The sequence below is a fragment of the Rhizobium mongolense subsp. loessense genome, assembly GCF_900099775.1.
Classification (GTDB): domain Bacteria; phylum Pseudomonadota; class Alphaproteobacteria; order Rhizobiales; family Rhizobiaceae; genus Rhizobium; species Rhizobium loessense.
This window is the reverse complement of sequence record NZ_FMTM01000002.1, coordinates 1-25,547: the sequence shown is the minus strand read 5'-3', so window position 1 is coordinate 25,547 and position 25,547 is coordinate 1. Positions and strand designations below refer to the sequence as shown.

Genomic DNA, 25,547 nt, shown 5'->3' with positions numbered 1-25,547 from the left:
GGATCCCGCCGCCCTTCGTTTCCGAGCATGCTGCGTCATAGAACCTTTCGCCGGAAAAGCCGGCTTCATCATGGACTTTAATCATGGCACCTGCCTTTCCAGGGACAGGTGATCCGCAGCCAAACGTGGCCCAGTCGCGCTTTGATGCTGAAATATCGGAACTTTTCGGGCTGTAATCAGTTGAAAAGCTTTGATCAGGAGAAATCTTGAAGGGCCACCTGCATGCCGAACATCCGGAACATGGCGCCGAAGAGCGGGTTCGATCCCCGCGACCGGCTGATCGTGGCGCTCTATGCGCAGCTGAAGGCAGAGCGGGAAACGCGTGAAACATTGGAATGGGTGATCCGCAACGGCGCGCTTTCAGACGAAGTGCTCGAAGCGATCGCTGCTGACCCCGTGCGGCCCGTTACCAGTGACGACATCGCATCCGTCGAAAAGATCATCGCCTTGGACGAGCGCCGCAAAGCTGCGCCACGCGATGACGACTGAAGAGAGGACAGGATTATGGTCGACATTACCTATCAGATTGTGCCGCATGACGAAGGCTGGGCATACAAGCTCGGCGGCACGATTTCCGAAACCTATGCGACCGTCGAAGAAGCGATCAATCACGCCAAACGCGCAGCGTCCCGCCAGAAGATCGGCGACGGCGACGCTACGCTGGCTTTTCCGGCTCCGGACGGCGGCTGGCGGTTTGTGCCGCTTGAAACGGACAAGAGCGGAAGCAGGCTCTGATCGATACAGGAGACGGGGATGGCAGCGCGGGCAAGCTGGAAGGGTCATCTGAAGATTGGCGACCTTGTCTGCGCCGTCGGGCTTTATACTGCAATTTCCGCATCGGATCGGCTCTCCTTCAATATCATCAACCGCAAGACTGGCCATCGCGTCGAGCGTCAGTTCGTGGACAGCGAGACCGGTAAGCCTGTGGAGCGCGAGGATCAGGTCAAGGGTTACCGGATGGACAATGGCGAATACATCGTCATCGAAGGCGACGAGATTGCCAATGTCATGCCCGAGAGCGACAAGGTCATGGACGTCCAGAGCTTCATTGCTCTCGATGAAATCGACAAGCTCTATTTCGACCGTCCTTACTATCTTGCACCTGTCGATGAGAATGACGAAGAGGCGCTGCGCCTGATTGCGAGGAGCATGCGTGAAAACAAAGTGGCAGCGCTTGCCGAGGCCGTGCTCTTCCGGCGCAACCGGACCCTGCTGATCCGCCCGCGTGAGGACTACGTCATCGCGACGATGTTGAACTTCGACTACGAGGTTCGTTCTGCCGATCCGATCTTCAGGGACATTCCGGACATCAAATTCGACAAGGAGATGCTCGAGCTTGCCGGTCATATCATCGGTACGAAGAAGGGCGTGTTCGAGCCGAGCGAATACGAGGATCGCTACGAGGCGGCGCTGACCGAACTGGTGAAGGCCAAGATCGAGGGAAGGGCGCTGCCGAAGAGGAAGCCGAAGCCGGAGGGCAGGGTTGTCGATCTGATGGAGGCGCTGCGCCAGAGTGCCAAGCTGAGTGAAAAGAAAGCGCCTGCGAAAGGCACGCAGCGCCCTGCCTCCGATAGCCGTCGCAAGAAAGCTGGCTGACTATGCCGCTCGAGACCTATCAGGCAAAACGCAATTTCAGGATCACCCCTGAACCGCGCGGCGCCAAAGGCCGCAGTCGGAAAAACAGTTTCGTTATTCAAAAGCACGATGCCACGCGGCTGCACTATGACTTCCGGCTGGAGATGGACGGCGTCTTGAAAAGCTGGGCCGTGACCCGGGGACCAAGCCTCGATCCGGAGGACAAGCGTCTCGCAGTCCACGTGGAGGACCACCCCCTTTCCTACGGCGATTTCGAAGGCATCATCCCGAAGGGGCAGTATGGCGGCGGTACTGTGATCATCTGGGATCGTGGCACCTGGACGCCGCTCGGCGATGCAAAGATGGCCTATCGAAAGGGCCATATCGAATTCGAGCTTGATGGCGAAAAGCTAAAAGGACGCTGGCATCTGGTGCGAATGCACGGGCGCGCGGGTGAAAGGCATGAGAACTGGTTGCTGATCAAGGGAGATGACGCCGAGGCGCGCCACGACGGCAAAGACATTTTGGAACAACGGCCGGAATCGGCAAAGACCGGGCGGCGGATTGAAGAGGTCGCCAAGAATCCGACCGATACCTGGAATTCCAAACCCAAGGGCGGCGACAAGACTGTCACGGCAGGGACAAAGAAGGTTGAACCGCATGTCCATGATTGGCCAAAAGGCTCTAAGAAAGCGGCGATGCCCGATTTTGTGGAGCCGTTACTTGCCAAGCTGAAGGCCAGGCCGCCGGCCGGCGACGGCTGGATCCATGAGATCAAATTCGATGGTTACCGGCTGCAGGTCCGGATCGAAAAGGGAAAGGTGAAGATGCTGACCCGCACGGGGCTCGACTGGACGGAAAAGTTCGGCAGCGACATCGTCGACGCCTTCATGGCATTGCCAATCCAATCGGCGATTATCGACGGGGAGGTGACGGTAGAGCGAGATACCGGCGCTTCCGATTTTTCCGCGCTCCAGCAGGACCTGAGCGAGCGACGCTATGATCGCTTCATCTTCTACGCTTTTGATCTGATGTATCTTGACGGCCGTGATCTGCGCGCCGCGCGTTTGATGGAGCGCAAAAGGCTGCTTGAAAAAATGTTGCTTGGCGGAAAAAACAAGCTGCGTTTCAGCGAGCATTTCAACCAGAACGGCGGCCTGGTTTTCGATCACGCCTGCAGGCTGAGCCTGGAGGGCATTATCTCCAAGCAGTGCGACAGCCCCTATACGTCCGGCCGCAATGGCGATTGGATCAAGGCCAAGTGCTCGCACCGGCAGGAGCTTGTCATTGGTGGATATGTGCCATCGACTTCCATGAAGAATGCGATCGGCTCGTTGGCGATGGGTTACTATGATAATGGCAAGCTGAATCATGTCGGACGTGTCGGCACCGGCTACACAGCCATGGTGGCCCGGGATCTCTATGAGCGGCTTTCCAAAATCGAAGAGAAGGGGAGTCGTTTTGACGGTAAGCTGACGTCGGAGGAACGGCGCGGGCTTATTTATGTGAAGCCGGAGCTGGTCGCGGAGGTGGAATTTCGCGCGTGGTCCGCCGATGGTAACCTGCGCCACGCCGCTTTCCGCGGTTTGCGCGAGGACAAACTGGCGAAGGACGTGGTGCGCGAGATGGAAAAGACGACCGCAAAAAGCCTGCCGAAATCGCACGTGACGCTGACCCATCCGGATCGCATTTACTGGCCGGATGAAGGCGTTACCAAGGAAGGACTTGCCAATTATTACGCGCAGGTCTGGCGCTTCATGGAGCCTTACGTGGTCAATCGTCCTTTGGCTCTGCTGCGTCTGCCAGATGGCATTGAAGGACATCAGCGTTTCTTCCAGAAACACGCCTGGAAGGGCATGAACGAGAATATCGATGAGATCACGGACCCGAAGGACAGGGGCGGAGAAAAGTTGCTGCGGATTGCCGATTTCGATGGTTTGGTAGCCCTCGTGCAATCGGCTGTGCTCGAAATTCATCCCTGGGGCGCGACGACGGACAATTGGGAGAAACCGGACATGATCACCATGGACCTCGATCCGGGCGACGAGGTTGCGTGGGATAATGTCATCGCTGCCGCCCGCGAGATCAAAGAGCGCCTGGAGGCCGAAGGACTTGCCGGCTTCGTCAAGACCTCCGGCGGCAAGGGACTGCATGTGGTCACGCCACTGAAGCCAAAAGCAGGTTGGGCGGAGGTGAAGGCCTTTGCGAAACGGCTGGCGGACACCATGGCCGCAGAAAGCCCGGACCGCTACATCGCAAAGGCGACGAAAGCCGAACGCACAGGCAAGATCTTCATCGACTACCTGCGCAATGGCCGCGGCAACACCGCAGTCGCCGCCTATTCGACGCGTGCCCGGCCAGGAGCGGCCGTCTCGATGCCGCTGGAATGGACCGAACTCACCGCCGACATCGGCCCGGCCCATTTCACCATCGACAACGCGCCGTCGCGGCTCGATGCGTTGCCGAAGGACCCGTGGGACGGGTTCTTTGCGGCAGCAAAGCCGCTTGAGAAAAAGAAGAAGCGTTAGCCCCTGGCAGTGGCCTGCCGTCAGCCTCTCCCGCGGAGGAGAGACTGACAATGGGTTGGTTCCAGCACCTAGGCTGCTTTTGCAACTTCGCCGTGCGGGTCGAGCACGAATTTGGTGGCGGCGCCCTGGTCGAAGCTCTCATAGCCTTGCGCAGCATCCTCCAGCGAGATCACCTTGGCATTGACGATGTCGGCAATCGGTAGGCGGTCGTGGAGGATCGCCTGCATCAGCTGACGATTGTATTTCAGGACAGGCGTCTGGCCGGTATGGAAGGATTGTGCCTTTGCCCAGCCGAGGCCGAAACGGAGCGAGAGGTTGCCGTGCTTTGCGGCATTGTCGACGGCGCCTGGATCTTCGGTGACGTAGAGGCCCGGAATGCCGATCGAACCGGCTGCACGGGTGATCTCCATCATCTGGTTGAGCACGATTGCCGGCTGTTCGCCGCCCGAATGACCGCGGGCTTCGAAGCCGACGGCGTCGATGGCGCTGTCCACCTCATTGGTGCCGACGACCTGAGCGATCATGTCGCCGAGGCGGTCGCTCTTGGAAAGGTCGATCGGTTCAAAGCCAACCTTTGCGGCATGGGCCAAACGATCCTTGTTGAAATCGCCGATCATGACGACGGCCGCGCCGAGGATGCGCGCGGAAGCGGCAGCTGCCATGCCGACCGGACCGGCGCCTGCGACATAGACCGTCGAGCCGACGCCGACTCCGGCGCGCACTGCGCCGTGGAAGCCCGTCGGAAGGATATCGGAAAGCATGGTGAGATCGCGGATCTTCGCCATTGCCTTGTCGCGATCGGGAAGTTTCAGCAGATTGAAATCGGCGTAGGGGATCATGACGTAGCGGGCTTGGCCGCCGATCCACCCGCCCATGTCGACATAGCCATAAGCCCCGCCAGCGCGCGAAGGGTTGACCGTCAGGCAGACGCCGGTGTCCTGGGCTTTGCAGCAGCGGCAGCGGCCGCAGGCAACGTTGAAGGGCACGGAAACGATATCGCCGACGCTCAGCATTTCGACGTCGACGCCCTTTTCGATGATCTCACCGGTAATTTCGTGGCCGAGAACGAGACCGGGCATGGCTGTCGTGCGGCCGCGGACCATATGCTGGTCGGAGCCGCAGATATTGGTGGAGATTACCTTCAGGATGACGCCATGCTCGATGCGGCGGCCATCCGGCGCTTCCAGTTTCGGATCGTCGATGTCGCGGACCTCGACCTTGCCGGGCCGCATATAGACGACGCCTCGGTTCTTGCTCATTTTCATCTCCTCCGTTGAAAATGTGACCAACCGAGCATGGCTCCTCCCATCCCGGCTGCTTCGAACAGATTAGTGCAGAATGGCGGGCGCGCCGTTCCGTTTACGACGATTTGGGGCCGGAAATGGCCGCTGCCCTCAGTGAGATCTCGGCGACCTCGGCTTTTCGCCTTCGGCGGCCAAGCTCTTCTTCAGGGCGTCCATGATGTTGATGACATTGCCGGTCGATTTGATAGCGGGCCGTTTCTTTGCGGGCGCAGCCTGCTTGAGGCTCTTCGTCTTGTTGCGGATCATTGTCTTCAACCGCTTCTGAATCGGATCCTGCACCATGGAGACATTCCACTCTTTTGTCTCTTCCTTGACAAGGCGCTTCATCATGGCGAGCACCTGGTTGTCGACTTTGGTGTCGATATCGAGGTGTGCGACCGGCTCCCGGACCTCGTTGCCGTAGTGCAACGTCCAGAGGATGATGCCCTTGCCTTGAGGCTCGAGAAGCACCGCCCTTTCACGGCGATAAAGCACCAGCCTTGCGATGCCGACCACGTTGTTTGCCCTCATCGCTTCGCGAATGACGCAGAAGGCCTCTATACCGACCTTGTCCTCCGGCGCCAGAAAATGCGGCTTGTCGTACCAGATCCAGTCGATCGAGCCGCGCGGCACGAAAGTGTCGATGTCGATGGTGCGGGTGCTTTCGAGCCCGACCTCCTCGATCTCGTCGTCTTCGAGAATGACGTAATCGTCCTCGCCCTTCGGATAACCCTTGACCTGTTCTTTTCCGGACACGGCCTTGTGGGTGACGCTGTCGACATAGCGGCTTTCGACCCGGTTGCTGGTCTTGCGATTGAGAACATGGAAGCGGACCTTGTTGCTCTCGGTCGTGGCCGGCGTCAGCGAGACTGGCGCCGTGACGAGCGACAGCTTGAGATAGCCTTTCCAGAAAGTCTGCCGCGCCATGGCCATCTCCTTAAGCCGCGTTGTCGAGTTCCGGATAGTGCCGGAAGATGCCATCCTCGTTGAAAGCGATGCGCCGCTCCGATTTCAGGTAGGCGGCGATGTTCGGGCGCCTGGCCACTGCATCATGCAGGGCCGATAGCGCCGGGTATTTCGCCTGATAACCTGCCATGCCCTTGGGGAAGGCATAGTTCAGGCCCTCAATGATCTGAAAGAGCGAGAGGTCGACATAGGTAAGCGCATCGCCGAGGATATGTTGCGGGCCTTGCGGGTTCTGCTGCAGCACGCGTTCGAAATAACCGAGGAATTTCGGCATGCGCTCCTTGATAAATTCGGCCGAGCGCGCCCTTGCCTCGTCCTTTTGATCTTCGTAGTAGAGCGAGGTGGCGATCGGATGATGTGTGTCATGCACCTCGGCGACGAAATCGGTAATCGTGAGTTGCAAGCCGTTCAACACGTAGCGCAAGCCGTCCTCCTTAGGCGCCAGACCAAGCTTCGGCCCGAGATAAAGCAGGATATTGGCCACGTGCGGGATGATGAGGTCGCCGTCTTTCAAAAAGGGAGGCGCAAACGGGATATGCGGTTCTGAGCCGCTTCGCATGATGCTCGTCATTGCGCTGGTTCCCCGGCCGCTGCCGGATTCGCGCGCGACGTCGACATACTCGGCGCCCGCCTCCTCCAGCGACAGGCGGACGAATTCCCCCCGTCCCTGGATGCCGTCCCAGTAATAAAGCTCGTATGCCATCCATTCCCTCAACGCTTGGTTTTGCGACCGAAATCTTTCCGCAGTTCTTCCTTTGCTTGTTCAAGTGTGTTCTTTTTCTCCTTCGTCAACTGGTCGCCGGCGCGGTTGATATAGAAGCTCAGCATCGACATGGCCGAGCGAAAGGGGCTCGATTTTCGGCGGCGGCTCGCCACCGCGGAGTGTTTGATCGAAGCGGCGATCTTCTTCGGATCGTCGGATTTGAAAACGCTTTCCTTGAGGTCCATGGCGTCGCTTTGCTCGGTCACCTCTTGCGACCATTTCCGTTTCGCCTTGGTCATCGCAACCTCCTCGATCAGGAACGGCGCACTTTGGCGGCGCGCCATTCCAAAGATCAGTGATGGGCTTGATGTTCGTGGCGCTTGCGCGTCGCGGCTGCCTTCTTGGCGGACGCCGAACGCTCGCCTGCGGAGCGCGATGCCGATGCCGCGCCGCCCTTGCGGCCGCCTTTTTCAGAGGCTTCGTGCGTGTCTTTCTTTCCGCGACCCGAACCGGACTTGTTGCCGCCGCCGCTTTCCTTGTTGACGGTTGCCCAGGCCCGGCGCTCTGCCTCTTTCTCGGAAACGCCACGTCCCTCGTAGCCTTCCTCGATGTGCTCTGCCTTGCGTTTCTGCTTGTCCGTATACGTCGATTTGTCACCTCTTGGCATATTTTGCCTCCTTTTGTTTGCAAAGAGATTGAACCGCGAGGCCTTGCAAAAAGTTCCGGATCCGTGCCTGGATTTTGACGCAGGAGGAGCGCGCTTGGTGCAGCTAAGCGATCGGCCTTTGCTGAGCCGCGGTCTTCACCGCCAGGTCGAGGGCTCTGCTGCTGAAGGGTTTCGACAGCAGGACCGAGCCGGACAAACGGCTGGCGTCCGGAAGCTGGCTATTTCCTGTGGCAAACACCAACCCAACGGATGGCAGAACTTCTCTTGCCTTGGCGGCGAAGGCGGGGCCAGACATTCCCGGCAAGCCGACATCGACGACGATGATATCGATCTTTGTATGCATCAGGATCTCGACACCCTGTTCCCCGCTTTCGACATCGATCACCTCATAACCCAGCTCGTGAAGTACTTCTGTCGTGTCCATGCGGATGAATGCATCGTCCTCAACCAGCAACAGCTTGAGTTTGGCATGCATGATCTGCGGCGGTGCGGTACCTGGGATGTCGGCCGCTCCGACCGTGGCATGGAGGCGTTGGGCATTGTGGGCAAGCACCAGGCGGATCTTCCGCGCAAGCGCCTCCCGTGTATAGGGCTTGGAGAGAAGTTCGAGGCCGGGATCGAGGCGGCCGTCATGGACGATCGAGTTTTCCGTATAGCCGGAGGTATAAAGAACTGCGATGTTCGGCAGGCGTTGGCGCGCCATGCGCACGAGCTCGGGGCTCTTCAACGGACCTGGCATGACGACGTCCGTAAATAGCATATCGATATGCGCACCGCTTTCGATGACGGTGAGTGCGCTCTGCGCATCGCGGGCCTTCAACACGTAATAGCCGAGATCGGTCAGCATCTCGACGACAGTGGCCCGCACGCCTTCGTCGTCCTCCGCGACGAGGATGGTTTCCGTGCCACCGACCGATGGCGGTGCCTCGTTGCTGGCCACGCGGTCCTCGGTCTGGAACGAGCGAGGCAGATAGAGCTTGATCGTCGTTCCTTCTCCAACCTCGCTGTAGATCTTCACATGCCCGCCGGATTGCTTGACGAAGCCGTAGACCATCGAAAGCCCGAGGCCAGTGCCCCTGCCTTCGGGCTTGGTGGTGAAAAAGGGCTCGAAGGCCTGAACCATGACCTCCGGCGGCATCCCGCACCCGCTATCGGTAACGGCGAGCACGACATACTGACCAGCGGTCACTTCCGGATGGATCCGGCAATAGGAATCGTCGAGAAATGCATTACCCACCTCGATTGTCAGCTTACCGGACCCTTCCATCGCGTCCCGCGAATTGATGGTGAGGTTGAGAACCGCATTTTCAATCTGGACCGGATCGGCAAAGGTGTTCCAGAGGCCACCGGCAACCATTGTCTCGATTTCGACCTCCTCGCCCAGCGCGCGGCGAAGCATATCATCCATGCCGGTCACGAGACGGCCAATATTGATGACCTTCGGCTCCAGCGCCTGACGGCGACCGAAGGCGAGCAAATGGTTTGCCAGCCGTGAGCCACGCTCCACAGCGGCAAGCGCGTTTGAAATCCGCTCCTTGGCGCGACCATCGTTCGGGACGTCCTTACCCAGGAGTTGGAGATTGCCTGAGATAACCTGCAGCAGATTGTTGAAATCATGGGCGACACCGCCCGTGAGCTTGCCAATCGACTCCATTTTCTGTGATTGCTGCAGGGCAGCCTCGGCCTGTTGGCGCTCGGCGATCTCATTGGCAACGCGCAGTTCCAGCGTCTCGTTGAGCCTACGCAGTTGGCTTTCGATGCTGCTGCGCCGGGCGATCTCCATGTCGGCAGCGTGCAGCAGCCGGGAATTGTCAATCGCGACAGCTGCCTGACCGGCAAGGCTGACAAGACTCGCCTCCGCCGCACCGGTGAAGCGGCCGGGCTGCGCGTGGCCGAAAAAGAGGCCGCCGATGACTGCCCCGCTGCGGGATTTTACCGGCACTGCGAGATAACTTCGCACCGGCAGATGGCCTTTTGGCATCCCGGCATAAGGAGCGTTGTGCCCATAACGGGGGTCAAGCAGGATATCGTCGGAACGCACGACACCTTCGCCGCTGAAGGTCGGCGCGAAGACCTTTGTATTGCGCGGCATCGGAAATTTTTCGAAGTTCTTCCGCTCGACGCCCGAAAGCGCGTAGAGCATGTAGCTTCCGCCTTCTCCGTCATCGACGTTATAAAAGAACGCACCAAATTCCGCTCCCGTCAGTGCCACACCGGCATCAACGGCAATTTGTGTCAAACGGTCGATATTGAGTTCGGCCGTGATTGCAGCACCGGCTGCGTTGACAACCGAAAGCGCGTCGGATTTCAAGCGCAGCTCTTCAAGCGCGTGACGCTCGCGCCGCTTGGCGATGACCTGCGCCGAAACTTCCATGGTCGCACAAAGCAGACCACCAATTGCGCCTGTTTCGTCGCGAAGCGGCGTATAGGAAAAGGTGAACCAGGTGTCCTCCCTACGTCCGTCCCGCCGCATCGGAATGAGCAATTCCTCGAAGATATGAGATTCGCCTTTGAGCGTGGCATGGACGATCGGTTCGAATTGCGGCCAGATATCGCTCCAGACTTCAGTGAAGGGTTTGCCCAGCGCGCCTGGATGACGATCCGGGAAAATCGGCACGTAGGCGTCGTTGTAGATGAAGGCAAGGTCGGGGCCCCAGGCGACGAATTTCGGCTGGCGCGAATTCAATACAACTTCGACAATATACCTGAGACAAACAGGCCAGCCCTTCACAGGCCCAAGACCCGAAACGCTGAAGTCGGCATTGCGCAATATTTCGCCGATATTTCCGCCACCCTTCGGCCAAACGCCGTATTCGCGCCGGGTCATTCAAACCGCCTTCATGATCGGACCGCAACGAGGCGAATTCGCTTGGGAATTCAGGCCATCTGCCAAACGCAAAATAGGGGCCTTGGGGCGTTCGGAAAGAGGATTTTGGAAATAACGTTAACGTTGAAAGAGCAAGCTACTGATCCGGGCTTTCGCCTGTGCTATTTGCGAGAAAGCCGTTGGAAACCGGACAATGCCTTGCCGAAATTAAACAGGCGGCCGGACTGCGAACGGGTTTCGCGGAAGACAAGGCCGACCAGGTTGTCGATTGCGACGACGAGACCGAGCGCAAGGACGAGGTAGAGAAACGCGGCGAGCGATAAGATCAGCATCTCCGCCCTCACAACGGCGCGATCAAAATGTAGCAACCCGCCACGATAAGCGAAACGAGAATGGTGTCGAAGTATCCCCTATTCATGGCAAGCCTCCCATTTCGCCAGTAACAGCCGACGAAAAAATTGGTTCCGCCATCGCTGGCCGTCCTGCAGCCTTTTTTGAAGCGGACACCGCTTTAGGGTCATTCGGCCCCACTCAGAACGTTCCACGCGTTGCAAACACCCTAAAGCGCAAGTAATTCAATCATATGACAACAGCTGCGGGCGCAGCTGGCGCAGCGTCCGCATCTTGTAACTTAAATATCGAATGCGTTCAGACAGACTTGCGGCTGACGGCACGCTTGGGAGCAGCCGGCTTTGCAGCGCCGTTGCTTTTCGTTGCGGGGGGTGCGGTGCTTTTCGTTCCGGGGGGTGCGGTGCGTTTGCCCCGGGTCTTGACTTCCTTGCCGTCCTTCGAGGCAGCAGAACTTTCGAGCTTTTCACGCTCTTTCTTTGCCTGCTCCCAATGTATGGAATCTCGTCCGGTAGGATGTCCCTCTTCTTCCCAGAGGGCGTATGCACGTTTTTTGATCCACTCTTCCCGAGTTTCTGTCATCGCTGATCTCCAGTCACATCATCCCGCAGTCAAACGCTTAGACTGGACGGATGGTTCCAGAGGAATCGGGGATATTCAAGAAGAATTTTGACACGATGCAAAATATTATTTGCGCTGCAGCATAAGATACGGGTCAACCGACCTGAAATGCTACGGCCTTCGCCAGATCCTGCACGAATTGCTCGCGGTTTGCGCGGGCATCTTCCTCGTCGCGGATGCGCAGAAGGTAAGAAGGATGAATGGTCACCAGAACCGGAGGGTGGTTTGCCGGCTGAAGAACATGGCCCCGCTCGGCGGTGACCTTCACTTTAGTGCCGAGCAGCGAATAAAGTGCTGTGGCACCCAGCGCAACGACGAGTTTCGGCTGGAGGAGATCGAGTTCGCCACCGAGCCACCACGCGCAGCGCTGGATCTCTCCGGCATTTGGCTTGGAATGCATACGGCGCTTGCCGCGCAACTCGAATTTGAAGTGCTTGACGGCATTGGTGACGTAGCAGCGGGAGCGGTCGAGGCCCGCCTCCTTCAGACACTGATCGAGCAAGCGTCCAGCGGGGCCGACAAAAGGCTTGCCCGCCAGATCCTCCCTGTCTCCGGGCTGCTCGCCAACCAGCACGATCTCGGCCGTGGGCAGGCCTTCGCCGAAGACGAGCTGGGTGGCGTTCTTGTAAAGGTCGCAACGCGTGCAGTGTTCGGCCTGCCGTTTCAATTGATCTAGGCCCTTGGCCTGTGCATTCTCAAGTGTGAAGGCCGGACCGAATTTGGGCACAATGGTCATGGAGGCTTCCTTCTTTCGTTTTCATCTGCAACCGATCCACGCGGTGTTTGTTCCAGCCTGGGAACAAGTGGCGCCCTTCATGACTTTGAAGAGGAGTTTAAAAACTCAAGTCAGTCAGGGGCAATTTATGCATCAGGTTTCGAAAGCAGGCTCTGCCGCGCAAGGCCAAAAGAGCTGGGGTCCGAAGATCGGGGCGAATTGCGTCGACTTTCGCATCTGGGCGCCGGGGCAAAAGGTGATGACACTCCGTTCTTGCGGCAAAGACAGGCTTATGAACCGGTCCGCCGGCGGCTGGTTTGAGCTGACGGTTGCAGAGGCAAAGGTGGGCGACGCCTATGCCTTCGTTCTTGGAGATGGCAGTGCCGTGCCCGACCCTGCTTCTCGGGCGCAGGCCGGCGATGTGCACGGTCCGTCGCTGATCGTGGAGCCTTCCTATCAATGGGCGAATGACGCCTGGAAGGGAAGGCCCTGGGAAGAGGCGGTGATCAGCGAAATCCATATAGGCGCCTTCACAGGGGAGGGCACCTTCAACGCGGCCGCCGAAAAACTCGGCCATCTCGCCGAGATGGGCTTTACGGCAATCGAAGTCATGCCCGTCGCGCAATTTTCAGGCACGCGCGGATGGGGCTATGACGGCGTCCTGCACTATGCGCCGCATTCAGCATACGGAACGCCGGACGACTTCAAGGCATTCATCGACGCAGCACATGGCCACGGCCTCATGGTGCTGCTCGATGTTGTCTATAACCATTTCGGCCCGGATGGAAACTACCTGCACGGGTATGCACCCGAGTTCTTCCGCTTCGATCGCAATACGCCGTGGGGCGCGGCGATCGATTTCGGACAGGAGCCGGTACGCCGCTACTTCATCGAAAATGCGCTCTATTGGATCGGTGAATTCCGGCTCGATGGCCTGCGGCTCGATGCGGTGGAGCAGATTTGCGATACGTCGAAGCAGCACATCCTCGAGCAGCTGTCGAAGGAAGTTGGCGACGCCTTTGCCGATCGCGCGGTGCATCTCGTCGTCGAGGATCAGCGCAATCTCGTGAGCCTGCTCGAGCGGGACGGCGGCGGAAGGGTCAAGACCTTTACAGCGGAATGGAACGATGACTTCCATCACGTCGCTCACATCATCGCGACCGGCGAAACCGACGGCCACTATCGGCCCTTTGCATCCGATCTCTGGGAAAAGACGAAGCTCGCGATGCAGCACGGCTTTGTGTTTCCAGACCGTGGCAATCCGCCTGAATTGCCAAAGGATGAGCGGGTTTATCTCCCGCCGCAGGCCTTCATCAACTTTCTCCAGAACCACGACCAAGTTGGCAACCGTGCCTTCGGCGAGCGCTTGGTCAGCCTTGCAGATCCCGACATGGTCGAGATGCTCGCCGCGATCTTGATTCTCTCGCCGCAGGTGCCGTTCCTCTTCATGGGGGACGAATATGGCGAGACGCAGCCGTTCCACTTCTTCAGCGACTACGCCGGCGAGCTTGGCGAGATTGTCCGCAAAGGGCGGGCGGCGGAAGCGGAAGGTTTCGGTGGTCTGAAGGAAGGCAAGACGCCGGACGATTTGCCGGATCCGAACGCAGTCTCGACCTTCGCACATTCAAAGCTTCAACGGCAGCGGTTCGACAGTGACGAAGGCATACGCTGGAAGACCTATGTGCGCGAGCTCATCGGCCTGCGGCACAGCTATGTCGTGCCGTTGTTGAAGAAGCCCGAACGCGTCGCAAGCACTGCATTGGAAAGCGTCGATGGCGCGCTGGCAATCGACTGGACCTTCGGTACCAGCACGCTTGAGCTTCGTGCGAACCTGGCTGACACCCCGCTCGCCGTGCCGGCTTTCGACGGTGCGGCAATCTTTAATCGCATAGGCCGCAACCCGGCTCAGCCGGGTGATGGCAAGCTTGCAGCCCGTTCTTTGGTGTTTGCGATCGATCCTCGGCTGGTAAAATAGCAGCGCGGAAATTTTCGCATTTTGAGGAAGCGGTGGCGAATTGAACGTCGCCGTTTTCCAGCTATATCTTCCTGCAATGTTTTATCTCATATCGACCTATTGGCCGCATATCCTTTTCGTCATATCCCTTGGCATGGGGACCGCCGCGGCAATCCATGCGGCCATGACGAAGGAAGAGGTACGCGCCGCAATTGGCTGGGTCGGCGTCATCATCCTGTCTCCGATTATCGGCGCGGTACTTTACGCGATCGCCGGGATCAACCGCATCCGCCGCAAATCCCTGAGCCTGCGCCGCGATGCCTTGCTGCCGGCAGCCGACCTTGATGAGCTTGAAAGTTTCGATGCGGAGCCGGAGACGATCATCAGCAATTATGGGCGGCGCTTTGCAGCTTTGCAAACGCTCGGCGATCGCGTCGCCCGCTATCCGTTGACGACCGGTAATTCGATCGACATGCTGGAAACGGGCGATGATGCCTACGCAGCCATAAAGGCTGCAATCGACGGGGCTGAGCGGAGCGTTCTGCTTGAAACTTATATTTTCGATCGCGACAAGATCGGCCTGCGCATTGCCGATGCACTGATTGCGGCGGCACAACGCGGCGTCGAGGTGCGCGTGCTGATCGATGCCGTCGGTGCTCGATACTCGGTGCCCAGTATCCTTGGATATCTCGCCGACGGCGGGGTGACGGTTTCAGTCTTCAACGGCAATGTCATCATGGGCCTGCGGTTGCCTTATGCAAATCTGCGCACGCACCGGAAAATCATCATCGTTGACGGGCGTGTGGCACTGACGGGCGGCATGAATATACGCCAGGGCTTCAGCCAGGCAATGACGGGCGATGATTTTGCGCGCGATACCCATTTCTCCGTAACGGGTTCGGTCGTTGCCGATCTCTTTGATGTCGCAGCTGAGGATTGGCGCTTCACGACAGGCGAGGTTTTGAACGCAGAGGCGTGGCGGATCGAAGTGCCTGAACGTCAGCCCGGCGATCCGGTCCTCATGCGCGTCGTCGCCTCCGGACCGGACCGCAGCGTCGAGACTAATCACAAGATGCTGATGGGTGCCTTTTCCGTTGCGCGGCAATCGATCCGCGTCATGTCCCCCTATTTCCTGCCCGATCGCGAGCTGATTAGCGCGCTGACGACAGCCGCACGGCGTGGCGTCGAGGTCGATATCATCGTCCCGGCCGTCAACAATCTTGTCCTCGTCGACCGGGCGATGACGGCACAGTTCGACCAAATTCTCAAGAATTACTGCCGCATCTGGCGTTCGACCGGCAGCTTCAGCCACTCGAAGCTGCTGACGGTCGATGGCGTCTGGGCCTATGTCGGTTCGTCCAATCTTGATCCGCGTTCGCTCAGGCTGAATTTCGAGGTGGATCTCGAAGTGCTGAACGAGGGGTTTGCGGCGGAGATCGACGAGCATATCGACGAGATGCTGAAATCTGCAGCGCCGGTGACATTGGAGAGCCTGCGGTCGCGGCCTTTCGCGGTCCGGCTTGTTGAAAAGATCCTGTGGCTTGGTTCGCCTTATCTTTGATTTTCTCGGATAGAAGCATGGCAAGTTTTACTCCTGGGCCTATACTCCGAACCGGAGCCGTTTTCGATCAACGGAGCGCGTGTTGACTTCGATGCATGCCAGGAAAGACAGCCTTCCCGCCAGCATTCTCGCCTCGATCCGCAACCGGAAAAAACGGCTGGAGGCCGTGCTGGCTGCGGCAAAGCCGCGGGCCGAAGGCACGCTGATTGCGTCATACAACGTCCATAAATGCGTCGGCGGCGACAGGCGCTGCGATCCCGAGCGGACGAGCCGGGTTATCCACGAAATCGGCGCTGACGTGATCGCCCTGCAGGAGGCCGATACGCGCTTCGGGGAGCGAACCGGGATTCTCGACCTGACGCGCCTGGAGCGCGAGACGGGGCTTGTTCCGGTTCCGGTTTCGGGCATGTCGAAGGCACACGGCTGGCACGGCAATGTCGTGCTCTTCAAGAAAGGGCTGGTGCGCGACGTGCACCAGATTAAATTGCCCGGCCTTGAACCGCGCGGGGCGCTTGTTGCGGAACTCGAACTGGAAAATGGCGGAGAGCTCCGCATCATTGCGGCCCATTTCGGGCTTCTGCGCCACTCGCGGGCACGCCAGGCGCAGATGCTGGTCGAACTGATGGCCGATCGAAGCGAAGCGACGACCATTCTGCTTGGCGACCTCAACGAATGGCGGCTCGGCGACCGTTCCTCCCTCAACACGCTTCAATCCGCTTTTGAGGCCCAGCCCCCGGCCGTCGCAAGCTTTCCGGCGCGCCTGCCGATCTTGGCGCTCGATCGCATCATGTCGAACCGCAAGGGTGTGCTGACCAATGTCGAGGCGCATGATACACCGCTTGCCCGCGTCGCCTCCGACCACCTGCCGATCAAGGCGGTTCTCAACCTCAAGCGAGTAGAAGAACTGACGGCGAGCGGGTGATTCAGCATTATCGTCAAATGGTTGGAGAGCATTTCAATTTTGCGTGGAAAGGCGGGGCTCGGTGTTCTGCAGGTGGCCTCGGTTCAAATCGCGTGGGCCCAATCCATGAATCTCCTGTGTATAGTCGGCTCCTTTCTTGAGGCCGCTGTATCGGCAGTTCTTGGGAGCACCCGCAGCGGCACCGCCGGCGCCGGCACTGAACAGGACGCAAGGGATAGAAACCGGCCAGCTCGCCGGTTTACAAGGCAGTTTTTGCTGGGAGGTTTGCTTGATGGTTGCAAGGAGCGATAGCGAACATTGGACGGAAGCCGCAGCGCAATGGATAGCGTGGGCGCGTGCACCAAACCACGATGCCTTTTGGGCTTATCGCGACGCGCTCGTTGACTATCTTGGCACAGGGACCGGCCAAGCACTCGACGTCGGATGTGGGGAGGGACGCGTCTCCCGGATCCTAAAAACATGCGGCTACAAGGTGACAGCAATCGATCCTGTTGCGGAACTGCTAAAGGCTGCAGAGCAGGCCCAATCTGCTCATGATTATGCCATCGCACCGGCCAGCGAACTGCCGTTCGAGAACGAGAGCTTCGATCTTGTCGTGGCTTATAATGTGCTGATGGATATCGTCGATGTTCCTGGGGCGCTTAAGGAAATCAGGCGCGTGTTGCGAAAGGAGGGGACGCTTTTCATTTCGATCGTTCACCCGCTGGCGGACTTGGAGCTCCTCGCCGAGACCGCGCCTAATGGGCCTTCGGGGTCTCGCACGACGTACTTTGATCGGCGACGTTTCGAAACAAAAATCGAGAGCAGCGGGCTGACGATGCATTTTGCTGGTTGGGCGCAGCCGCTAGAGGCTTATGTCAGTGGTCTGGAATCAACAGGCTTTGCGATTACCTCTCTTCGAGAGCCGATTGCGGACCTGACAGAAGGGCGGGACCACATGAGGCGCTGGAGCAAATTTCCCTTGTTTCTTTGGTTGAAAGCTCGGGCACTGGCTGCCTGATGCCCGGTTTTCTTAAACGGAGCCGCCTCCGGGTAACGGAGGTGTTACCGGTGCGTCCATGGCCAACAGGCAGACTCTGCCGTAATTTGGGCACCGTGAAGATGCTGCGATTTTCGCTGGAGCCCTTCGGGATCCAGCAAACCGGGAGGCTTGGCCATGGTTACTTTCACGCTCAACGGACAGACGAAGACTTTCGACGGTGATCCGGATATGCCGCTGCTATGGTTCCTCCGCGATTTCGAGAAACTCACCGGAACGAAATACGGCTGCGGCGTGGCCCAATGCGGGGCCTGTACCGTTCACATGGACGGCTTTACGCGCCGTTCCTGCATTACGCCGATCTCGGCTGCCGAGGGCTCGGAAATTGTCACCATCGAAGGTGTGGAGGGCAAGGAGGCTGAGGTCGTGAGGGCGGCCTGGGTTGCCATCGATGTCCCGCAATGCGGATACTGTCAATCCGGCCAGATCATGTCGGCTGTCTCACTTCTGCAGAACGTTCCCAAGCCGACCGACGAGGATATCGACGGTGCCATGGCCGGCAATATCTGTCGATGCGCCACCTACCACCGGATCCGTCAGGCAATCCACAATGCCGCCGCAGCGATGGAGGGTTGAGTCATGACTCTCCAGCATATTTCCACGACCCGCCGGGCGTTTCTTGCCGGCAGCGGCCTCGTTATCGGTTTTGCCCTGACGCCGAGAATGCCTGCCCTTGCGGCCGTAACGGGTGTTCAGGCCGGCGGCGATGATGCGCTTGCGATGCTCAACACCTTCGTGAAGATCGGCAACGACGATACGGTGACGGTCCTCTCCAAGCATATCGAATTCGGCCAGGGGCCGTTTACCGGCCTTGCGACGTTGGTCGCTGAAGAACTCGACGCTGATTGGGGGCAGATGCGCGCGGTGCATTCACCCGCCGATGACAAGGTATACGCAAACCTTGCTTTCGGAGTGCAGGGTACCGGCGGCTCGTCGTCGATCGCCAATTCCTACGAGCAGTTCCGCAAGGCAGGCGCCACCGCGCGCGCCATGCTGGTTGCAGCGGCGGCGGATGAATGGAAGGTTCCGGCAGGCGAAATCATCGTCGAAAAGGGCCGCATCCGCCATTCGGCAACGGGCAAGGAGAGCGGCTTCGGGGCGTTTGCCTCGAAGGCTGCCGCGATAGCGCCGCCGGCGGAGGTGAGCCTCAAGGATCCGGAGAAATTCGTGCTGATCGGCCAGGAACTGCCGAAGCTCGACACTGTTTCCAAGACCAACGGCGCGGCGATCTTTACGCTCGACGTCATTCCTGACAACCTTCTGGTCGCCGTCGTTGCCCATCCCGATCACTTCGGTGCGACCGTCAGGTCCTTTGACGACAGCCAAGCGCGCAAGGTGACGGGCGTCATCGACGTGAAACAGATGGCTCAGGGCGTGGCCGTTTATGCCGAACACACCTATGCAGCCCTCAAAGGGCGCTCGCTGCTGAAGGTCGACTGGGACCTTTCCGGGGCCGAGACGCGTTCAAGCGAGGAGCTTGCCGCCGATTACGCCAATATGGCCAAAGAGAATGGCTTGAGCGCCGCCAGCAAGGGCGACGTCGACAGGGCCTTTGCGGGCGAAGGCCTTGAGACGCTGGAAGCGGAGGTCGTCTTCCCGTTCCTTGCCCACGCGCCGATGGAGCCGCTTGACGCGGTGTTCATGAAGGCACCGGATGGAAGCCTCGACGTCTATACCGGGGCGCAATTTCCCGGCATGGACAAGACGGTGGCCGCAAAGGCCGTCGGTCTCGATCCCTCCAAGGTCAGGATCAATACCCAGATCACGGGGGGCAGTTTCGGGCGCCGGGCCCAGTTCGGCTCGCCCTATATGCAGGAGGCGGCCGCCGTCTTTGCGGCAACCGATCAATCTCGCCCAGTCAAGCATATGTGGACGCGCGAGGATGATATCCGCGGCGGTTATTACCGGCCGATGTATCTCCACCGGATGCGCGGTGCGATCGACAAGAACGGCCAGATTGTCGCCTGGGATCAGACGATCGTCGGCCAGTCGATCATGGGCAAGGCCGACCTCGACGAGACTTCCGTCGAGGGTGCGTCCAATCTCCCCTACAACGTGGCAAACCTGCGGGTGATGTCGCACAACGTGAAGCTCGCCGTGCCGCCGCTCTGGTGGCGATCGGTCGGCCATACCCATACAGGCTTTGCGGTCGAGACGTTCCTCGATGAGCTTCTCCAGAAGGTCGGCAAGGATCCGGTCGAAGGACGCCTCGCGCTATTGACGGAAGATCCCCGCTATGCGGGGGTCTTGAGGAGGGCGGCCGAGATCGCCAATTGGGGCGCGAAGCCTGCAGAAGGGCGGCAGCGTGGCGTTGCCGTCGTCAAGAGCTTCGGTACCTATGTCGGCCAGATCGTCGAGATCTCGGTCGCCAGCGACGGCGCTCCGCGTGTGCACAAGGTCTGGTGTGCGGTCGATTGCGGTGTTGCAATCAATCCCAATGTCGTCAAGGCACAGATGGAGGGCGGCATCGGCTATGGTCTCGGGGCCGTCCTCTTTGACGCTGTGACGCTTGGAAAGGGCGGGGCCATCGTGCAGTCGAACTTCCACGACTATCGCTCGATCAGGATCAATGAGATGCCGGATGTGGAGGTTGCGGTGATCACGTCCGTTGCAGCTCCGACGGGCGTCGGAGAGCCGGGGGTTCCGCCTGTCGGTCCGGCCGTTGCCAATGCCTGGCGGCGCCTGACCGGCAACCCGGTGCGGAGCCTGCCGATCGTCAGTGCTGCGACGAGCTGAGGGAGATCACGGTGAAAAGCAGATTGGCTCTCGCCTGCATTGCAGGCAGCATTTCGCTCCTGGCAGCCCTGCCGGCATCCTTCATGGCACTCGCCCAGCAAGGGGGCCCGGGCGCGGACAGGACATCCTTGAAGCCGGCCGCCTCCTTCTTATCGATTGCCGATGCGAAGGCGCGATCGGTGGCCTTGTTCGAGGAAGCGGGCAAGGTCATCGAGCATCCGCGCTGTCTCAACTGCCACCCGGCGACGGACCGGCCGCTGCAGAGGATGAGCATGCAGCCGCATGAGCCGCCGGTCACGCGCGGCGAAGGCGGTATGGGTGTTCCCGGGATGATGTGCAACACCTGTCACGGCGCCGAAAACGCAACCGTCGTCGGGCAGTCGCCGACGTTGCGGAGCGTACCCGGCAATGCGGCCTGGCATCTGGCGCCGATCGAAATGGCCTGGGTCGGCAAATCTCTCGGCGAAATCTGTCAGCAGTTGAAGGACCCGGAGCGCAACGGCGGCAAGGACCTGAACGAGATCGCCGAGCACATGGCCCATGACGGCCTCGTCGGATGGGGCTGGAAGCCAGGCGAGGGCCGTGAACCCGTGCCGGGTACGCAGGCCGAGTTCGGCGAGCTTATCAAGGCCTGGGTGGAAACCGGCGCGGCTTGCCCCGTTGAATAAAGAGGCCGCCGCGCATCAAATCAAAATTTTCAGCGCGATGTGGCGCTGTTTGCGGTGATTTTGCTCTGGACCATCAACCGCGGGGTTCGCCAGTTATTCGGCCAGCAAGTGCCGGCGATCGGTTGATTCCTCCAGCATCTCGGCATCGGCTATCTTTGCCCGTGCATAGGCCACATCGGCATCATCGAACAGCCAGGGCCATGCCTCTACCTCGCGAACTGCTGCGGCGCGGCGAACATGTCGGAGGCAGGCCAACATGGGCCGCACATTCAACGCACAGGCAGGCGCGGTTCCTCGCGGAATGATTGACGCTTCATTGTGGCACGCGTATCCTTTAGGCTGGCTCTCCATCGGGCACCTTGTGAAAGCCGGCAACCGGACGTCATGCAAAGCATGTGGTTGGCGTGTTTGCGTGCGCATTCGTGCAGTGAAAGGTGCTCAATTGAACCTCGTCGATCTCGTCCTGACCGATCGCAAAGTGGTCGGGAAGCCATCCGTCACAGAAGTTCATCCGTTGGACATGCGTCTTCCCCAGCAGGAGCCGGGAAATATGACGCCGCTGCAGACATCTGGCCGGGAGGTGGCATCATGAACATATCGAGGCGCGCCCTTTGCGGAACAGCCGTTCTGGCTGCGACAAGTCTCCTGAGCTTCCATGCATTGGCCAAGTCGCCCGCGCCGAAGATCCGGGTCGGCATCTTGAAGTTCGGGACAGTGAATTGGGAACTCGACACCATAAAGCACCACAAGTTTGACGCGGCCAACGGGATCGACGTCGAGATCGTCTACTTCGCGGGGGAAGACGCCAGCAACGTCGCCATGTTGGCGGGCGATCTCGACATCATCGTTTCCGATTGGCTGTGGGTGTCGCGCCAGCGTTCGCAGGGCGCGGATCTGACGCTCGCACCTTACTCGACCGCGGTTGGCGCCATCATGGTCAAGGAGGATGCGCCCATTCGTGCCATTCCCGATCTCGCCGGAAAGAAAATCGGCGTGACCGGTGGGTCGCTCGACAAGAGCTGGCTCCTGATCCAGGGCCTGGCCCGGCGTGATCACAAGATGGACCTGACCAGAGAAAGCGAGATCGTTTTCGGCGCACCGCCCCTGCTGTCGGAAAAGGCCGTTTCCGGCGAACTCGATGCTGTGCTGAATTTCTGGCATTTCTGTGCCCGGCTGGAGGCAAATGGTTTCCGCCGCCTCGTGGGTGCCGACGATGCCGCCAAGGCGCTCGGGGCATCGGGGCCGGTTTCGGCGCTCGGCTATGTTTTCCATGACAAATGGGCAAACGAAAACCCCGACGTCGCCATGAACTTCCTGCGGGCAAGCGGTGCGGCCAAGAAGCTCCTGGCACAGTCCGACGCAGAATGGCAGCGGCTGGCGCCGATCGTGCGAGCCGAAGGCAGGGAACTCGAGCTGCTTCGCGATCGCTACCGCGAAGGCATTCCGAACAGGCCGCTCGCAGAGGAGGAGAAGGATGCTGCCAAGCTATACAGTATCCTGGCCGAACTAGGTGGGGAGAAGCTTGTCGGTGAGGCGCGCCAGATGGCTCCAGGAACGTTCTGGGCCTTAAAGACATGACAGCAGGACGCGGACGGGAAAAAGCGGCTGTTGAAGGCCGGCGAGCGACTGCCATTTCTCGTGGTCTTCTGCCGGCGGCGACCGCTTTGGCATCCCTTCTCGGACTATGCCTGCTCTGGAACCTCGTGGCGGGAATCTCGCCGAGCCGGGCGTTTCCGCCGCCGATCGACGTCTGGCGTGTGTTGGTCAAGGAGGCGGCAAGCGGCGATCTCGCCTATCATCTGGCCATGACGCTGTCCCGGGTCGCCGCCGCCTATGTTGTTGCGATGCTCGTCGGATCGGTCATCGGCGTCTTGCTCGGCGTGCACCGGCGAGCGGATTCTTTCTTCAATCCGTGGCTTGTTCTTTTTCTCAATCTCCCGGCACTGGTCGTCATCGTTCTCGCCTATATCTGGTTCGGCCTGACGGAGGCGGCGGCGATCAGCGCAGTGGCGATCAACAAGATACCCAATGTCGTCGTCACCATGCGCGAGGGCGCGCGGGCGCTCGATCCGCGTTACGCCGAAATGGCAAAAGTCTATCGCCTCAGCCTGCTCGACAGGATCCGCCATATTCTAATGCCGCAGCTGCAGCCTTATTTTGCGGCCGCATCGCGATCCGGTATTGCGCTGATCTGGAAGATCGTGCTCGTTGTCGAGTTGCTAGGCCGTTCAAATGGGGTGGGCTTCCAGATCTATCTTCACTTCCAGATATTCGATGTCGCCGCCATCCTTGCCTATTCGCTGGCTTTCGTTGCCATTATGCTATTGATCGAACTCCTCCTGGTGCAGCCATTTGAACGACATGCAACACGCTGGCGCCGCCGCCCCGCTTAAGGTCGACATTGCCGAGAAGACGTTCCGGTCGGCTGAGGGCGTGACCATCGATGCCCTGCGCGGACTTTCATTCGAGGTGCGGCAGGGGGAATTTGCCTGTTTGTTCGGGCCGTCCGGCTGCGGCAAAACCACGACCTTGCGCATTCTTCTGGGGCTCGATCAGGCGTTTTACGGCAGCTATCAGTTGCCCACGGGCGGCTCCAATCGCATCGCCGCGGTATTCCAGGAGCCCGTGCTTTTGCCTTGGCGAACGGTGGAGCAGAATGTCCGCCTTGCGCTGTCTCAAGGCACGCGGGACATGGACTTGGACGGGCTGTTCGACATCCTGGGCTTGTCCTCAATGCGGTCGCTTTATCCTTCAGAACTTTCGCTCGGCCTTGCGCGTCGCGCTGCCCTCGCGCGTGCCTTTGCCACAGAACCTGCGATCCTTTTGCTGGATGAGCCTTTCGCCTCGCTCGACGAACGGACGGCTGACAAATTGCGGCGTCTGCTGATGACGGTGTGGTCGGCGAGGCCTACCACTGCCCTGATGGTGACGCATAATCTTCGGGAAGCGCTTCTGTTGGCAGATCGTGTCATCGTGCTGTCACCGAGGCCGGCCCGTGTGCGAGGCATCTTCGATGTCGACATCCCGCGCCAGGCCCGCCACGTCCAGGCGCTGGACGATCTGGTTTCGGATTTCCGGACGAGGTTTCCGGACGCCGGCTGACTCTGCCTCCCCGCCCGTTTAGCTCTCATCCTGCAGACTGCAGGCACGGGTGGGGCGGCTAACGCATGCACAGTACCAGCGGCCAGCTGCAACCGCCTGAACGCGCCTTGGTTGCGTGGGTGCAGAATTTGTCTGCGCATCCTGCGAAAACAGCGCGCGCCCCGCTTGCATGCATAGCCGTGGTTCACGATCGCGAACCGTAGGGCAGGTGGGCAGCAAGCGAAGCTATGATCGCACCTATGAGTGCCGACGAATTCCGCGGCTCGTAGGACGGTAAATACCGCAGCCTTCGCTGAGGTGGATCCGGAAAACTACCGCATCTTTCTTTGCTCCGTACCGAGCAATTTATTTATTATTGCTTACGTGATTTGAAAGGCTTATCGTATTTGCTGGTTTCCGGCTTCAAGGCTTTGCCGAATGGGAGCGGCAAAGTCCCGCAGGTACGAGGACGGGCAACAATGGTGCCTCCTGCCACCGAACCGTGACACGCTGACGGAAGCGAACGTCCCATCATAGACAACAAGTTGAGCGCTTGGGTCGGCCTTGTGGTCTCCCGAGGTCGGTGATGAGCCCCGGGTGAACATCAACATCGGGAGGACATCACATGCGCAAACTCCGAAAATATGCATTTCTGCCGCTGGCCGCCGCTGGATTTTTAACAGCGGCACGGGGCCTCGGCGACCCGCCACGCGGTCGTCCGCCCAAGAAGGCTGACAAACCTCAAGCGGCGAAAGACCACGAGGCCCTCCTGTGGATGGATGACATGGCGCGCGCGGCGGCCAATTCGATGAGGGCATGAGCGTTAGAAGGGGATAAAAAGATGAAAACCCGCGCCGCCGTTGCCGTTCAGGCTGGAAAACCGCTTGAGATCATGACCGTGCAGCTCGATGGTCCCAAGGCGGGTGAAGTACTGCTCGAAGTAAAGGCCACAGGTATTTGCCACACCGACGATTTCACGCTGTCTGGCGCCGATCCGGAAGGGCTGTTTCCGGCAATCCTCGGCCATGAGGGTGCCGGCATCGTCGTCGATGTTGGCCCGGGCGTCACTTCGGTCAAGAAGGGCGACCACGTCATTCCGCTCTATACGCCGGAATGCCGTCAATGCCCGTCCTGCCTGTCGCGCAAGACCAATCTCTGCACGGCGATCCGCGCCACCCAGGGCCAGGGCCTGATGCCGGACGGCACGTGGCGCTTTTCGATCGGCAAGGACAAGATCCATCACTACATGGGCTGCTCGACCTTTGCCAATTACACGGTGCTGCCCGAGATCGCCGTTGCCAAGGTCAATGCGGACGCCCCCTTCGACAAGATCTGCTACATCGGCTGCGGCGT

General features: G+C 59.6%; 26 protein-coding genes. 17 read left to right on the top strand and 9 right to left on the bottom strand.

All coding sequences use genetic code 11. The features are described 5' to 3' along the window. The first annotated feature begins 222 nt into the window (after positions 1-222). The 4 genes from BLP23_RS07820 to ligD are packed head-to-tail and all read left to right on the top strand — an operon-like array spanning position 223 to position 4,103. Positions 223-489 (top strand): hypothetical protein, encoded by a 267-nt coding sequence (locus BLP23_RS07820; RefSeq protein ID WP_092584344.1) that lies wholly within the window; start codon positions 223-225, stop codon positions 487-489. A 15-nt stretch (positions 490-504) separates the two neighbouring features. Beyond that, positions 505-735: a DUF2188 domain-containing protein gene (locus tag BLP23_RS07815; protein WP_022716614.1), complete on the top strand. Its 231-nt coding sequence runs from the start codon at positions 505-507 to the stop codon at positions 733-735. A gap of 18 nt (positions 736-753) precedes the next feature. Then, the gene (gene ku / locus BLP23_RS07810) at positions 754-1,596 is read left to right on the top strand and encodes a non-homologous end joining protein Ku (RefSeq protein WP_092584343.1); all 843 of its coding nucleotides are present in this window, start codon (positions 754-756) and stop codon (positions 1,594-1,596) included. 2 nt (positions 1,597-1,598) lie between these two features. Further along, the gene (gene ligD, locus BLP23_RS07805; protein WP_092584342.1) at positions 1,599-4,103 is read left to right on the top strand and encodes a DNA ligase D; all 2,505 of its coding nucleotides are present in this window, start codon (positions 1,599-1,601) and stop codon (positions 4,101-4,103) included. 68 nt (positions 4,104-4,171) lie between these two features. Here ligD and fdhA read toward each other — a convergent pair whose 3' ends face one another. The 9 genes from fdhA to BLP23_RS07765 all read right to left on the bottom strand — a co-directional run bounded on the left by fdhA (position 4,172) and on the right by BLP23_RS07765 (position 12,254). After that, positions 4,172-5,362, bottom strand: coding sequence for a formaldehyde dehydrogenase, glutathione-independent (gene fdhA, locus BLP23_RS07800; protein WP_092584341.1), 1,191 nt, complete (start codon positions 5,360-5,362; stop codon positions 4,172-4,174). A 135-nt stretch (positions 5,363-5,497) separates the two neighbouring features. Next, on the bottom strand, positions 5,498-6,313 hold the full coding sequence (ku, locus tag BLP23_RS07795; protein WP_092584340.1) for a non-homologous end joining protein Ku: 816 nt from the start codon (positions 6,311-6,313) through the stop codon (positions 5,498-5,500). A 10-nt stretch (positions 6,314-6,323) separates the two neighbouring features. Beyond that, a complete protein-coding gene (locus BLP23_RS07790; protein ID WP_092584339.1) occupies positions 6,324-7,055 on the bottom strand; it encodes a glutathione S-transferase in 732 nt (243 codons plus the stop codon). A gap of 8 nt (positions 7,056-7,063) precedes the next feature. Then, positions 7,064-7,354 carry a DUF3175 domain-containing protein gene (locus BLP23_RS07785; RefSeq protein WP_092584926.1) on the bottom strand — a complete coding sequence of 97 codons (291 nt, stop codon included), beginning with the start codon at positions 7,352-7,354 and terminating at the stop codon, positions 7,064-7,066. A 53-nt stretch (positions 7,355-7,407) separates the two neighbouring features. After that, positions 7,408-7,722, bottom strand: a complete 315-nt coding sequence (locus tag BLP23_RS07780; RefSeq protein WP_092584338.1) for a plasmid stabilization protein — start codon at positions 7,720-7,722, stop codon at positions 7,408-7,410. A gap of 103 nt (positions 7,723-7,825) precedes the next feature. Continuing rightward, positions 7,826-10,549, bottom strand: a complete 2,724-nt coding sequence (locus BLP23_RS07775) for a hybrid sensor histidine kinase/response regulator (RefSeq protein WP_092584337.1) — start codon at positions 10,547-10,549, stop codon at positions 7,826-7,828. A gap of 161 nt (positions 10,550-10,710) precedes the next feature. Then, complete coding sequence (locus BLP23_RS33615; protein WP_167363840.1) at positions 10,711-10,881, bottom strand: hypothetical protein; 171 nt, start codon at positions 10,879-10,881, stop codon at positions 10,711-10,713. A 316-nt stretch (positions 10,882-11,197) separates the two neighbouring features. Next, positions 11,198-11,479 (bottom strand): DUF2934 domain-containing protein, encoded by a 282-nt coding sequence (locus tag BLP23_RS07770; protein ID WP_092584336.1) that lies wholly within the window; start codon positions 11,477-11,479, stop codon positions 11,198-11,200. 133 nt (positions 11,480-11,612) lie between these two features. Then, on the bottom strand, positions 11,613-12,254 hold the full coding sequence (locus BLP23_RS07765) for a UdgX family uracil-DNA binding protein (protein WP_092584335.1): 642 nt from the start codon (positions 12,252-12,254) through the stop codon (positions 11,613-11,615). Positions 12,255-12,381: 127 nt separating this feature from the next. Between BLP23_RS07765 and treZ the strand changes: the two genes are divergently transcribed. The 13 genes from treZ to BLP23_RS07705 form a co-directional block, all read left to right on the top strand. After that, complete coding sequence (gene treZ, locus BLP23_RS07760) at positions 12,382-14,208, top strand: malto-oligosyltrehalose trehalohydrolase (RefSeq protein WP_092584334.1); 1,827 nt, start codon at positions 12,382-12,384, stop codon at positions 14,206-14,208. Between the two features lie 76 nt (positions 14,209-14,284). Beyond that, a complete protein-coding gene (locus tag BLP23_RS07755) occupies positions 14,285-15,748 on the top strand; it encodes a phospholipase D-like domain-containing protein (RefSeq protein ID WP_092584925.1) in 1,464 nt (487 codons plus the stop codon). A 91-nt stretch (positions 15,749-15,839) separates the two neighbouring features. Beyond that, positions 15,840-16,670 (top strand): endonuclease/exonuclease/phosphatase family protein, encoded by an 831-nt coding sequence (locus BLP23_RS07750; protein ID WP_092584333.1) that lies wholly within the window; start codon positions 15,840-15,842, stop codon positions 16,668-16,670. Positions 16,671-16,941: 271 nt separating this feature from the next. Then, positions 16,942-17,670: a class I SAM-dependent methyltransferase gene (locus tag BLP23_RS07745; protein WP_208603141.1), complete on the top strand. Its 729-nt coding sequence runs from the start codon at positions 16,942-16,944 to the stop codon at positions 17,668-17,670. 156 nt (positions 17,671-17,826) lie between these two features. After that, positions 17,827-18,285: a (2Fe-2S)-binding protein gene (locus BLP23_RS07740; RefSeq protein WP_092584331.1), complete on the top strand. Its 459-nt coding sequence runs from the start codon at positions 17,827-17,829 to the stop codon at positions 18,283-18,285. A gap of 3 nt (positions 18,286-18,288) precedes the next feature. Further along, entirely contained in the window at positions 18,289-20,445 is a 2,157-nt protein-coding gene (locus BLP23_RS07735) for a xanthine dehydrogenase family protein molybdopterin-binding subunit (RefSeq protein WP_092584330.1), read from the top strand. An 11-nt stretch (positions 20,446-20,456) separates the two neighbouring features. Beyond that, positions 20,457-21,113, top strand: a complete 657-nt coding sequence (locus BLP23_RS07730) for an Isoquinoline 1-oxidoreductase subunit (protein WP_092584329.1) — start codon at positions 20,457-20,459, stop codon at positions 21,111-21,113. A gap of 256 nt (positions 21,114-21,369) precedes the next feature. After that, positions 21,370-21,705 (top strand): hypothetical protein, encoded by a 336-nt coding sequence (locus BLP23_RS33015; RefSeq protein WP_139187037.1) that lies wholly within the window; start codon positions 21,370-21,372, stop codon positions 21,703-21,705. Further along, the gene (locus BLP23_RS07725; protein WP_092584328.1) at positions 21,702-22,691 is read left to right on the top strand and encodes an ABC transporter substrate-binding protein; all 990 of its coding nucleotides are present in this window, start codon (positions 21,702-21,704) and stop codon (positions 22,689-22,691) included. The genes BLP23_RS33015 and BLP23_RS07725 overlap by 4 nt, the downstream gene beginning before the upstream one ends. 86 nt (positions 22,692-22,777) lie before the next feature. Next, positions 22,778-23,506 (top strand): ABC transporter permease, encoded by a 729-nt coding sequence (locus BLP23_RS07720; RefSeq protein WP_407691771.1) that lies wholly within the window; start codon positions 22,778-22,780, stop codon positions 23,504-23,506. Beyond that, a complete protein-coding gene (locus BLP23_RS07715) occupies positions 23,475-24,215 on the top strand; it encodes an ABC transporter ATP-binding protein (protein ID WP_092584326.1) in 741 nt (246 codons plus the stop codon). Before BLP23_RS07720 ends, BLP23_RS07715 begins: the two co-directional genes overlap by 32 nt. 604 nt (positions 24,216-24,819) lie before the next feature. Beyond that, entirely contained in the window at positions 24,820-25,014 is a 195-nt protein-coding gene (locus BLP23_RS07710; protein WP_092584325.1) for a hypothetical protein, read from the top strand. Between the two features lie 21 nt (positions 25,015-25,035). Continuing rightward, a partial coding sequence (locus tag BLP23_RS07705; RefSeq protein WP_167363839.1) for an alcohol dehydrogenase catalytic domain-containing protein occupies positions 25,036-25,547 on the top strand: 512 nt, incomplete at its 3' end.